Below are 12,450 nucleotides of genomic sequence, written 5' to 3' on the forward strand. Positions count from 1 at the left end.
ATGCTTTCAATAGGCAAACGGGCGGCGGCGCGGCGACAAGGCAGTTGCAGGGCGGTTGCAGGCCAGCAGGGTCGGCTGACGGAGAGAGCCGGCCGGGTAGGGCAGGCAGAAGGTGGCAATCGCCTGAATCACCGGGTCTAAAATTATACGGCATCAGGCTGCTTTGGTTTTGAGCAAAAGCGGCGCCAGGCCCGTCCGTGGTGACCCGCGCAACACTTTGGCCCGCTCGCGGCCACGCTAGCAGTGCCATTCCTGGAAATCTTGCGGAAAACGCCAATTTCTTCATGAATGTTGCTGGCGATTACCTTCCCTCTATGCTTGGCAACGTTCTCCTGTCCTGGGTAGCGTGCGCATGATTTCTCATGAAGCCAGTGGCAATGGCTGCCGTAACTTGAGTTCCAGCAATGCAGAGTAATGTTTTAAATCAAATTTTTTCCACGAATATTTTATTTGTTGTTAAAACAAATTGAATCAAAAGCATTGATAGTTGTTACTCGGAATCAAAGTCGCCGATAATATTGGTTCCTGGAAATTACATTCTCACCAAAAGTCACCCATATGTCTCATATTCCCCGCCTCATCCCCGGCATTGCGCTGTTTGACCATGGTTGCCAGTCATGAAAAATCATTTGCTTGTGGCGTTGTTTCTCGTGCTGGGCCTGTCCGCCTGCGGCGGTGGCGGTGGCGGTAGTGAGACTGCAGGTGGGGCGTCGTCGGGCACGGCCGTCATTGCGCCTGCCGTGACGGCCGTGTCGGCAACGAATGTCGCCGTCGGCGCCGGGCTGGTGCTCACGGGCACCAATTTGAGCCGCGCGACGGCATTCCAGGTGGGCGCCGTGACCGTCGTCGCCAGCGCCGCCAGCGATACCAGCGTCACCCTGGCCATGCCGGGCGTGCCCGTAACGGGCGTCCTGAGCGTCGTCAGCGCGGCCGGCACGGCCACCACGGCGTACAGCGTCAACGTGTATCAGCCGGTGACGGTGGCCAGCATCGCGCCGGCAACGGGCGGCGCCGGTTCCAGCGTCACTGTGACGGGCAAGGGCATGGGCGCCGTCACGGCGGTACAGTTCGGCAGCGGCGCCTCGGCCATCCCGCAGAGCCAGGACCCGACCAGCGTCACCGTGGTGGTGCCTGAAGGGGCCGCGACGGGACCGCTGACCTTGCGTGGCCCGTACAACGACGTCGCCAGCAGCGACAGTTATATCGTCCTGCCCAGCGTGACGGTGACCTCGATCAGCTCGCTGGTCACCGGTGCGACGCTGTCCGTGACCGTGCAGGGCAGCAATCTCGACCAGGTCACTGCCGCGTCGGTGGGCAGCACGCCGGCCAGCATCGTCAGTGCCAGCGCCAGCCAGCTGCTGCTGTCCGCGCCGGCCGCGGCGACAGGCAATGTGATGCTGTCGGCCGCCGCGCGCATCGCCGTGAATGCGGGCACGGTGTCGGCCTTTACCCTGGGAAGCATTGATTTTGCGCAAGTTCTCAACCTGAACGCCAGCAACACGGCCCTGCGCCTGACGCGCGGCAAGCCGGCCGCCGTGCGCGTGCCCGTGCTGGCCCCGCAAGCGGGACAGGCCAGCCCGGCCGTGACCGTGAGCGCCACGGCCGCCAATGGCGCCAGCCTGGGCAGTTTCACGATGAGCGGCCCCGCTGTGTTGCCGACTGAAAAAAGCGATTACAGCTTCAATGGCAATTTCAGCGCCATCCTGCCGGCCAGCTGGATCTTGCCCGGCGTGCGCGTGCGCGTGACGGCCGTCGGCAGCGATGGCGTGCAGGTGAGCCAGGAAGCGGCGCCCGTGGTGGCCAGCCTGGCCAGGATCCGCCTGGTGCTGGTGCCCTTGAGCACCGACGATGGCGTGGCGCAAGTGCCTGACGTCGAAACGATCCGAGCCGCGCTGCTGCGCGTGTATCCATATGCGGCGGAAAATATCAGCATCAGCACGCGGGCCGCCCTGTCCGCGCCCGGCAGCAGCACGGCCGACAGCTGGTGGAGCAATACCCTGAGTGCGCTGGAAAGGAAGCGCGTGCAGGAAGACAGCGGCGCCTATTATTACGGCCTGGTGCCGGAGATGTCCGTCACCCGCGCCGCCGGCCTGGCGTACGTCAATCAGCGCACCGGCGACAACGACTTTACGTCGGCCATCGGCGTGGACGCCAAGTTCAGCACCAGCGCGGCGATCGATCCGTTCGGCAATCGCTGGCCTGAATGGCTGACCACGCTCGTACATGAACTGGGCCACAATCACTCGCTGGAGCACATTGCCTGCGGCGGTCCGGCCAATGCGGTCACCGACTACCCGTATCCGAATGGCGAACTGGGACCGCAACCCCTGTACAACAGCAACTACGCGGGCAGCATCGGCCAGCTGAGCAAGGCCGTCTACGGCAGCACGCCGATGAAGGACGTGATGAGCTATTGCAGCGGCGCCTGGTTCTCCGACTACAGTTATGCGCGGGTGCAGCAATTCCTGGAAAAACGCAGCACGCAAGTGACGGGCAGCAATGTGCTGGCCGCCAGCATGGCGCTTGCCGAAAATGGCTATCTGACCATTTCCGGCCGCATCACGCCGGCCGGCGTGGCCCTGCATCCTGCCGTCGCCTCGTCCGCGCGCATGGGCGCCGCCGCCAGTGGCAGCGGCCACGCGTACACCCTGCGGGTACTGACTTCGTCCGGGCAGACGATGGACTTGCCTTTCGATGCAGCCGCCCTGGCCGACCACGGCGGCAGCGCCATCAGCCATTTCCGCGTCAGTTTCGCCAATCCGGGCGACATCAGCGACGTGCAGGTATTGTCAAAAGGTAAGGCTTTGGCCCAGCTGGAGCGCCCGGCGCGCCGCGGCAGGTCGGCCGCCAACGACGCCAGTTTTGACGTGACGCAAAGCGGCGGCAAGCTGGCGCTGGTATGGAATGCCGAGGCGGAACCGTACGCCGCCGTGCTGCACGTGGCCGCCGATGGCCGCAAGACGGTGGTCGCCAGTGACTTGACGGGTGGCAACGCCAGCGTCGACGTGAGCGCCTTGCCGGCCGGCGGCCGCTTCGAGGTCAGCCTGTCGTCGTCCGTGGGCGGACGTTTGATGAAGGTGCAGCGCCGCTAAGGCTGTGGCTGGACGCAAAAAGGGCTTGCCGCGGCAAGCCCTTTTTTTATGGACGTCGGTGCGACGGGGGACGCTTACGCGAAACGCTTGCCTTCGAGGGGGAATCCCTTGATGAACTCGGCCGCGGCCAGGCGCTTGCCGCCCGGTTTCTGCAATTCCGTCAGGCGCAGCGAGCCATTGCCGCAAGCGACGACGATGCCGTGCTGGGCGTCGGCCGCCAGCACCTGGCCCGGCGCTTCCTTGCTGTCCGCGTCGAGCACGTCGGCGGCCCAGATCTTGATGGTCACGCCATCGACCTGGCCGCAGGCGCCGGGAAACGGATTGAAGGCGCGGATCTTCAGGCCCAGTTCCAGTGCGGGCTGGCTGAAATCGAGCGCCGCTTCTTCCTTGGCGATCTTTGCCGCGTAGGTGACGCCCGCTTCCGGCTGCGGCACGGCTTCGAGCGGCTGCTGCTGCATCTTGCGCAGGGTCTCGACGATCATCTTGCCACCCAGTTTGGCCAATTTGTCGTGCAGGGTGGCGGTGGAGTCGCCCGCTTCGATGGGCGTGCGCTCGATGGCCAGCATGGGGCCCGTATCGAGGCCTTCTTCCATCTGCATGATGGTTACGCCCGTTTCATCGTCGCCGGCCTCGATGGCGCGGTGGATCGGCGCGGCGCCGCGCCAGCGCGGCAGCAATGAACCGTGGATATTGATGCAGGGTTTGATGTCGAGCGTGCTGCGCGGCAAGATCAAGCCGTAGGCCGCCACCACCATCACATCGTAATCGGTGGCCAGCAGGCGTTCATGGGCCGCTTTCGCTTCCGCGGCGCGCTGCGGGTCCTTGCTGTCCATGCGCAGGGATAGCGGTTGCAGCACCTCGATGCCGTGCTGCTGCGCGTACTGCTTGACGGCCGAGGCGTGCAGCTGCATGCCGCGTCCGGCAGGGCGGTCGGGCTGGGTCAGCACCAGCGGAATCTCGAATCCCGCTTCGTGCAAGTCTTTCAGGGCCGTGGCGGCGAATTCAGGCGTGCCTGCGAAGATCACTTTCATATTAATCCTTGACGTGAGGTGCGCAGGCCCGCGCCGGAGGCGCCAGGCTGGCGTGGTGTTACGACGACTGTTGTTGCTTAGTCTATCAGCAGTAGCTTAGAAACGGCGGTTCTGCGCGCGCAAGCTCGCTTCGCGCTCGAGACCGCGGATTTCCTTGATCATCTTGGTCTTGATGCGGTTGCGCTTGAGCGGCGACAGGTATTCGACGAATACCTTGCCCAGCAGATGATCCATCTCATGCTGGATGCACACGGCCAGCAAGCCATCGGCTTCCAGCTCGAACTGCTTGCCGTGGCGGTCCAGGGCGCGCACCTTGATGCGGGCCGGGCGCTCGACGCCGTCGTAGACGCCAGGCACGGACAGACAGCCTTCGTCGTAGACCTGTTTTTCTTCGCTGGCCCAGGTGATTTCCGGGTTGATGAACACTTGCAGCTGGTTTTTCTCTTCGGTGATGTCGATCACCATCATCTGGATATGCTCGTCCACTTGCGATGCGGCCAGGCCGACGCCGGGGGCGTCGTACATGGTCTCGGCCATGTCGTCGATCAGGGTTTGCAGGCGCGCGTCAAATTCGGTGACGGGCTTGGCGACCGTGTGCAGGCGAGGATCGGGGTAACGCAGGATATTTAATATGGACATACGGATTCGACTGGTTAAGGTGGGCGCCGGTGCGCCTGATTATTCATGCCAGGGCCATGCGGACGATGGCAGGGCTACTTCTATTTTATTGTGAGTACGCCAAGCTTGGGCGCGTAGGGCGCAACGTCGCGGCAGATGCGTTTGCCAGTGCGCTAATCGTCTGCTGCAAAGGGAAATTTTATCACAGACGCCCATGCAGCTGTGGATGGGGGGCTTTTTGCGCCGCCATTGCACGCATCCTTGCGCGCGTCGGTATCGCGCGCCTGCCATGGCGCTAGCATGGGAGGGGCACAGTACACAGCGAGGTTGTCATGCATGCAATCGCAACGACGGCGGACACGGTCACGGAACTGGCGGGCTGGCTGCGCCTGCAGCATCTGCCCGGCGTGGGGCCGGTGGCGGCACGCGCCTTGCTGGCCCGCTTCGGCTTGCCGCCGCAAATCTTTGCCGCGCCGTTCGAGGCCTTGCGCGAAGTGGTGCCGGCCGGCGTGGCGCGCGCCATCGCGCAGCCGCCCAAGCCGCTGGCCAACAGCCAGCTGGAACTCACCCTGCAATGGCTGCAGGGGCCCGGCAATGCCGTGCTGACCCTGGCCGATGCCGGCTATCCGCCGCTGCTGCTGGAAATCGCCGATCCGCCGCTGTTGTTATATGTGCGGGGGCGGGCGGAACTGCTGTCGCGGCCCGGCGTGGCCATCATCGGCAGCCGCAATGCCAGCGCGCAAGGCATGCAGAATGCGGCCGCGTTCGCCCGCGCCCTCAGCGCCGCGGGTTTGACCATCATTTCCGGGCTGGCGCTGGGCATCGACACGCACGCGCACGAGGGCGGTTTGCGCGGCGCGGGCGCCACGGTGGCCGTGATCGGCACGGGCGCCGATCTCGTGTATCCACGACGCAACCTTGATCTGGCGCAAAGAATTGCCGAACAAGGCTGCATCGTCAGCGAGTACGCGCTGGGCTTGCCGGCCATGCCGGGGAACTTTCCGCGCCGCAACCGCCTGATCAGCGGCCTGGCGCGCGGCGTGCTGGTGATCGAGGCGGCGGCGCAATCGGGTTCCCTGATCACGGCGCGCCTGGCCGGCGAGCAGGGGCGCGACGTGTATGCCTTGCCCGGCTCCATCCACGCGACTTTGGCCAAGGGCTGCCATGCGCTGATCAAGCAGGGCGCCAAGCTGGTCGAGTCGGCCGATGACGTGCTGCAAGAGCTGCAATGGCTGGGCGGCATTGCCACGCTGCCGCCAGCGGGGGAAGACGAACCGCCGCTGCTGGCCGCGCTGGGCCACGATCCCGTCGACGCCGATACCCTGGCCGCGCGCAGCGGCCTGGCCATGGGTGCGCTGATGGCCGAATTGCTGGCGCTGGAACTGGCGGGCCTGGTGGAACGCTTGCCGGGAGGACTGTTTCAACGCTGCAAATGACAGCTTGTCACTTGTGTGGCGGCCTTGCCGCACGGGGGCGCTTTGTCGGTGCGCACCCTTGTGTCTTAGCGAACTTAGCTGCTAGAGTAGAGCCATGTTCGATATCCTGGTGTACCTCTACGAGACTTACTATCGCCCCGATGCCTGCCCCGAGCCGGCAGTCCTGGCGCGCAAGCTGTCGGCCGTCGGTTTCGACGACGTGGAGATTTCCGAAGCCCTCGTGTGGCTGACGGACTTGAACGCCATGGCCGGCGTCGAGCAAACCCTGACGGCCGCATCCACGGGCACGCGCTTCTACGTGCAGCAGGAAAGCGATGTGCTGGGCACGGCCGCCATCGGTTTCATCCAGTTCCTCGAAAGCGCCAAGGTGCTCACGCCGCTGCAGCGCGAAATCGTCATCGAACGGGCGCTGGCGCTCGACGAGGCGCCCGTCTCGCTGGGCAAGCTGAAAGTCATCGTGCTGATGCTGCTGTGGAGCCAGGGCAAGGAACCGGACGCGCTGATGTTCGACGACTTATTCGTCGACGACGAAGATCTCCCGCCGCGCCTGCTGCACTAGCCGATACACGCCCCCGGCCGCACCTGGCGCCGCTGCCGCGCCATCTCCCTTACTATATGCTGCGGCACCGCGCACGCCAGACCAATGTGTTTGCGCTGGCGCATTCTTGCTTGCAGATAACTTGCCGAATTCTTCAATAGGCGCTTATCATTGGCCGCTTGACAAGACCACAAGTCACAAGGCCTTGCGCAGACAAAAGCGTCGGCGCCTGGCAATGCACTGTATGATGCGCATGCTGAAACTATCCTAGAGCATTTTTCGAGACCAAAAAATATGACAAAAACCCTCATCATCGCCGAGAAGCCTTCTGTCGCGAACGATATCGCGAAGACGCTTGGCGGCTTCACCAAGCACGATGAGTACTTTGAATCGGATGAATACGTCCTGTCGTCGGCGGTCGGCCACTTGCTGGAGATCGCCGTGCCGGAAGAATTCGACGTGAAGCGCGGCAAATGGAGTTTCGCGCACTTGCCGATGATTCCACCGTATTTCGCGCTCAATCCCATCCCGAAGACGGAAGCGCGCCTCAAAGTATTAAACAAGCTGATCAAACGTAAAGACGTTTCCACCCTCATCAACGCATGCGATGCGGGGCGAGAAGGCGAGCTGATTTTCCGCCTGATCGCGCAAAACGCCAAGGCCAAGCAACCGGTCAAGCGCTTGTGGCTGCAGTCGATGACGCCGGGCGCCATCCGCGACGGTTTCGCACACCTGCGCAGCGACGAAGAAATGCTGCCGCTGGCCGACGCTGCCCGCTGCCGCTCGGAAGCCGATTGGTTGATCGGCATCAATGGCACGCGCGCCATGACGGCGTTTAATTCGAAGGAAGGCGGTTTTTACCTGACCACCGTGGGCCGCGTGCAGACGCCGACGCTCTCCATCGTCGTCGAACGCGAAGATAAAATTAAAAAATTCGTCCCGCGCGACTTCTGGGAAGTGCGTGCCGAATTCGTCTGCGCGGCCGGCATCTATGAAGGCCGCTGGCTCGACACGAAGTTCAAGAAGGACGAGAACGACCCCGAGAAGCGCGCCGAGCGCCTGTGGAGCAAGGCTGCTGCCGACTCGATCGCCACTGCCTGCCGCGGCCGCCAAGGCACCGTCACGGAAGAATCGAAGCCGACGACCTCGATGGCGCCGGGCCTGTTCGACCTGACCAGCCTGCAGCGCGAAGCGAACTCGCGTTTCGGCTTCTCGGCCAAGAATACGCTGGGCCTGGCCCAGGCCCTGTACGAAAAGCACAAGGTCTTGACGTATCCGCGTACCGATTCGCGCCACCTGCCGGAAGACTACATGCCGACCGTGCTGCAGGCGCTGGAAACGGTCAAGGACAACAGCAACTACCACCAGTTCGCCAAGCAGATCATCGACAAGGGCTGGGTCAAGCCGAACAAGCGCATCTTCGACAACACGAAGATCTCGGACCACTTCGCCATCATCCCGACGACGATTGCGCCAAAGAATTTGTCCGAGCCGGAACAGAAGCTGTACGACCTGGTCACGCGCCGCTTCATGGCCGTGTTCTTCCCGCCTGCGGAATTCCAGGTCACCACGCGCTACACGGAAGTGTCCGGCCATCAGTTCAAGACTGAAGGCAAGGTCATGACCAATCCGGGCTGGCTGGCCATCTACGGCAAGGAAGCGTCGACGGACGCGGACAAGGAAAGCAATGGCAACGGCAACCTGGTGCCCGTCGCCAAGGGCGAAAAAGTGCAGACGGAAAGCGTCAGCGCCAATGGCCTCGTGACGAAGCCGCCCGCGCGCTTCACGGAAGCAACGTTGCTGTCGGCCATGGAAGGCGCCGGCAAGCTGATCGACGACGACGAGCTGCGCGATGCGATGGCCGGCAAGGGTCTCGGCACGCCAGCGACGCGCGCGGCCACCATCGAGGGCTTGCTGACGGAACGCTACCTGATCCGCGAAGGCCGCGAATTGATCCCGACGGCCAAGGCGTCGCAACTGATGACCTTGCTCAAAGGCCTGGGCGTCAATGAGTTGACGGCACCGGAGCTGACGGGCGAGTGGGAATACAAGCTGTCGCAGATGGAAAAAGGCAAGATTTCGCGCGAAGAATTCATGCGCGAAATCGCGCAGATGACGCAAATCATCGTCAAGCGCGCCAAGGAATACGATAACGACACGATTCCCGGCGATTACGCGACCCTGGAAACGCCGTGCCCGAACTGCGGCGGCGTGGTGAAGGAAAACTACCGCCGTTTCGCCTGCACCAAGTGCGAATTTTCGATGAGCAAGACACCGGGTTCGCGCCAGTTCGAAATCGCCGAAGTGGAACAATTGCTGAAGGATCGCACCATCGGCCCGCTGCAAGGCTTCCGCTCGAAGATGGGCCGTCCGTTCGCCGCCATCCTGCGCATCGTGCGCGATGAAGAGATCAAGAATTTCAAGCTGGAATTTGATTTCGGTCAGAACGACGAAAGCGAAGATGGCGAAGGCGTCGATTTCACGGGCCAGACGCCCGTGGGACCTTGCCCCAAGTGCAATGCCGGCGTGTACGAAATGGGCCTGGCCTATGTGTGCGAACACAGCGTGGCCAAGCCGAAGACGTGCGATTTCCGCAGCGGCCGCATCATCTTGCAGCAGGAAATCTTGCCGGAACAAATGGCAAAACTGCTCAACGATGGCAAGACCGACTTGCTGCCGGGCTTTGTATCGCAGCGCACGCGCCGTCCGTTCAAGGCTTTCCTCGTGCGGGGCAAGGATGGCAAGGTGAGCTTCGAGTTTGAAGAGCGCAAGGCCAAGCCGGGTGCGAAGACCAAGGCAGCCGCCGCCGAGGTTGAAGGCGAAGAAGGCGCGGCGCCAGCGAAGAAAACGGCCGTCAAGAAAGCGGCAGCCGTCAAGAAGGCACCGGCGAAGAAGGCTGCGGCCGTGAAAAAGCCGGCCGCCAAAAAGGCGCCGGCGAAGAAGGCGGCTGCGGCGGAGTAATCCTGCATCAGCCAGACAAAAGCCAGGGATGCCCCTGGCTTTTTTTACGTCCCGATTTGATGGGGTTATGGTCAGGCTGGCGGCGCGGCCGGCGCCACCAGGCCCATTTCCCGCAGCACGTCATGCGCCGAGCGGAAGGCGTCGATGGCCAGCGGCATGCCGCAATACACGGCCGAATGCAGCAGCACTTCCTGGATTTCCTGCATGCTTGCGCCATTGTTGACGGCGCCGCGCACATGGCCGCGCAACTCCTGGGCGCGGCCCAGGGCCGTCAGCATGGCGATCGTCGCCAGGCTGCGCGTCTTTAAATCCAGGCCGTCGCGGCACCAGGTCGTGCCCCAGGCGTTGCGCGTGACGAAGTCCTGCAAGGGCGCCGTGAAGGCGTCCACCTGGGCAAAGGCGCGTTCGACAAAGGCGTCGCCCATCACTTGTTTGCGCATGCGCAAACCGTTCTCGAATTGTTCATCCATGCCGCGCTCCCTGTGGAATACTCTGTCCAGATACTAGCGAGCGGGCATGGGGCGGTCAAGCTTAGTCCAGGTAGTCCGAGTATTCGCGCTGTGCGTAATGTTGCAGGTTGGCCCATGGCTGGACCTTGCTGACGGTCGGCTGCAGCTTGACGTCGACCCTGCGGTAGAAGGTATTCGCGCGGTCACCGCTTTCGATGACCAGCGGAATCTGTTTTTGCTCATCCCACAGGATGCGCTGGAACACGCCATTTTTTTCCACTTCGCGCCAGCGCGCGCCCGGCACGTTCGATGCCTGTTTCGACAGGGGCATGGCGGTCACCAGTTTCGGGTCCAGCAGGTAAAAACTGTTTTCCCAGGAACCGTCGAAATTGACGTTTTCGTACTCGGCCTTGGGAATGGCGACGACGATCTTGTCGTGCGCGTCGATGTATTCGATGCGCACGGTGTTCTTTTCCAGCATCACATGGCGTGGAATCAGCACGGGATTGAAGTGCTTGTGTTCATGCTGCGTGGCCGCAGTCGAGGTTTTCAGCGCCACCTTGGTGTTGTCGCCATGCTTGTGGCCCGCGTGCGCGTCCGTCGCCGGCGCCAGCACGCGTTCGACCCACACGTGGCCGGGACGGCGCAGCATTTTTTCCTCGTAGCGGCTCTCGCGCGTCACGCCTTCCGGCGTCAGCACGCGGCTGTAATAGGTGATGCCCAGGTCCAGGTCGGCGGGAGCGGCAGGGGCGGCCGCTTGCGCGGTGCCAGCGAAGCCGGCGGCGAGGAGGACGGCGATCAGGGTCGATTTCATGTGTTGCCTTTATGTGCAAAGGGGGCGGAGGGCAAGATTGCCTTCCGCCCCTTGGGGTTACGCTTGTTGTGCTACATCAAAAGCCGAAGGCCGCCTTCAGCAGGTCAAACACCTTGGTGTTGTCCAGGGTGCCTTTGAAGGCCTTGGCGCCGGCGCCCGTGGCCAGCAGCTTGACGTCGCCGCCGCCGTGGGTTTCGCTGGCCAGGCGCACGCCTGTTTCTTGCAGGTAGTTGTCGGACAGGGCCGTGGCGCTGTCGACGTTGGTGCGCAGGTCAGGGCGGTTCGGGCCGTTGCCGAACACCAGGGTGGTGTAGGTATTGCCGTCCTCATCCTTGCTTGGCTGGTTATCCTTGTAGCCGCGGTTGATGTCGAGGATAGGATTGCCGCGCTTGCCGTAGCCGTTGAACGCCAGCGTGTGGTCGTGGTCGGCCGTGACGACGATCAGGGTGTTTTCCAGCTTCGGATCGGTTTCCCTGACCTTGTCGATGGCCGCCTTGATGGCGTCGTCGAAGGCGATGGTGTCGACCAGCGCGCGCTTGGCATTGATGCCGTGCAAGGCGTGGTCGATGCGGCCGCCTTCGACCATCAGGAAGTAGCCATTGGTGTTTTTCGACAGCAAGTCGATGGCTTTCAGCGTCATTTCCGACAGGCTAGGCTGGTTGGCGCCGTCGGCCGATGGCTTGGACGAGGTGCGGTCCAGTTCATAGTCGAGGTGGCTCTTCGCGCTGTACAGGCCGATGAATTTCTTGCCGCTCGGCGCGGCCGCCATTTCCGTCTTGTTGGCGGCCACCGTGTAGCCCTTGGCCGCGAATTCGGCCAGCAGGTCGCGGCCGTCGGCGCGGCCGCCCTTGTTGCTGGCGGACCATGGCGTAAAGTGGTTGCGTCCGCCACCCATCAGCACGTCCACGCCGTCGCCCAGGGCCGTGTTGTACCCGGCGCCGCCCGGCGCCGTCTGCGCGGCGATCGCGTATTGCGCATTGCGGTTGCAGATGTGCGAGAAGGTCGTCGCCGGCGTGGCGTGCGTCAGTTCCGTGGTGGTGATGGCGCCCACGGCCTTGCCCTTGGCTTTCGCCAGTTCCAGGATGGTCGGCACGCTCTTGCCGCCGGCCGGGCAGTTATCCACGCCCAGGTTGCCGTTGACGTCGCGGCTGGGCTCTTTGGCGATGGTGTCCTGCGCCATCGAGATGACTTCATTGTTCATCTTGACGCCGGTCATGTAGGCGGCCATCGATGGGGCGCTGTCCGTCGTTTGCGCATCGTTCGAGAACGTCTTGATGCGCGCCGTGCGTTCCAGCTTGTCCATGTTCAAGCTGCCTTCTTCCTTGTACTTGTAGATGCGCGCCGCCGTCACGACGGAAGGACCCATGCCGTCGCCGAGGAAGAAGATGACGTTCTTGGCGTCGGCGGCGTAGGCGCCATTGGCAACACTGGCTGCCACGAGCGTGGTCAGCAGCGACAGTTTCAGGGTGGATTTCAGTGCAAGTTTCATATGCGTGTCCAATTCTTGTGTC

9 protein-coding genes are annotated in these 12,450 nt (G+C 63.0%); 4 read left to right on the forward strand and 5 right to left on the reverse strand.

Annotated elements, in window-relative coordinates; translation table 11 throughout:
* Positions 1-617 precede the first annotated feature (617 nt).
* Positions 618-3,092 (forward strand): IPT/TIG domain-containing protein, encoded by a 2,475-nt coding sequence (locus tag BXA07_RS12710; protein ID WP_139335550.1) that lies wholly within the window; start codon positions 618-620, stop codon positions 3,090-3,092.
* A 74-nt stretch (positions 3,093-3,166) separates the two neighbouring features.
* Here BXA07_RS12710 and fmt read toward each other — a convergent pair whose 3' ends face one another.
* Entirely contained in the window at positions 3,167-4,123 is a 957-nt protein-coding gene (fmt, locus tag BXA07_RS12715) for a methionyl-tRNA formyltransferase (protein WP_076568287.1), read from the reverse strand.
* Positions 4,124-4,219: 96 nt separating this feature from the next.
* On the reverse strand, positions 4,220-4,762 hold the full coding sequence (gene def, locus BXA07_RS12720; protein ID WP_076568288.1) for a peptide deformylase: 543 nt from the start codon (positions 4,760-4,762) through the stop codon (positions 4,220-4,222).
* 311 nt (positions 4,763-5,073) lie between these two features.
* On the opposite strand from def, the gene dprA reads away from it, so the two are divergent.
* The 3 genes from dprA to BXA07_RS12735 all read left to right on the forward strand — a co-directional run bounded on the left by dprA (position 5,074) and on the right by BXA07_RS12735 (position 9,676).
* On the forward strand, positions 5,074-6,177 hold the full coding sequence (gene dprA, locus BXA07_RS12725) for a DNA-processing protein DprA (protein ID WP_076568289.1): 1,104 nt from the start codon (positions 5,074-5,076) through the stop codon (positions 6,175-6,177).
* Between the two features lie 94 nt (positions 6,178-6,271).
* On the forward strand, positions 6,272-6,736 hold the full coding sequence (locus BXA07_RS12730) for a Smg family protein (protein ID WP_076568290.1): 465 nt from the start codon (positions 6,272-6,274) through the stop codon (positions 6,734-6,736).
* A gap of 273 nt (positions 6,737-7,009) precedes the next feature.
* Positions 7,010-9,676, forward strand: a complete 2,667-nt coding sequence (locus BXA07_RS12735; protein WP_076568291.1) for a DNA topoisomerase III — start codon at positions 7,010-7,012, stop codon at positions 9,674-9,676.
* Between the two features lie 71 nt (positions 9,677-9,747).
* Here the strand turns inward: BXA07_RS12735 and pcaC are convergent, their stop codons facing one another.
* The 3 genes from pcaC to BXA07_RS12750 form a co-directional block, all read right to left on the reverse strand.
* Positions 9,748-10,146: a 4-carboxymuconolactone decarboxylase gene (gene pcaC, locus BXA07_RS12740; RefSeq protein ID WP_076568292.1), complete on the reverse strand. Its 399-nt coding sequence runs from the start codon at positions 10,144-10,146 to the stop codon at positions 9,748-9,750.
* Between the two features lie 61 nt (positions 10,147-10,207).
* The gene (locus BXA07_RS12745) at positions 10,208-10,939 is read right to left on the reverse strand and encodes a hypothetical protein (protein ID WP_076568293.1); all 732 of its coding nucleotides are present in this window, start codon (positions 10,937-10,939) and stop codon (positions 10,208-10,210) included.
* Between the two features lie 76 nt (positions 10,940-11,015).
* Positions 11,016-12,428 carry an alkaline phosphatase gene (locus BXA07_RS12750; protein WP_076568294.1) on the reverse strand — a complete coding sequence of 471 codons (1,413 nt, stop codon included), beginning with the start codon at positions 12,426-12,428 and terminating at the stop codon, positions 11,016-11,018.
* Positions 12,429-12,450 lie beyond the last annotated feature (22 nt).

It is taken from the genome of Janthinobacterium sp. TND4EL3 (assembly GCF_900156175.1).
Lineage (GTDB): Bacteria > Pseudomonadota > Gammaproteobacteria > Burkholderiales > Burkholderiaceae_D > Janthinobacterium.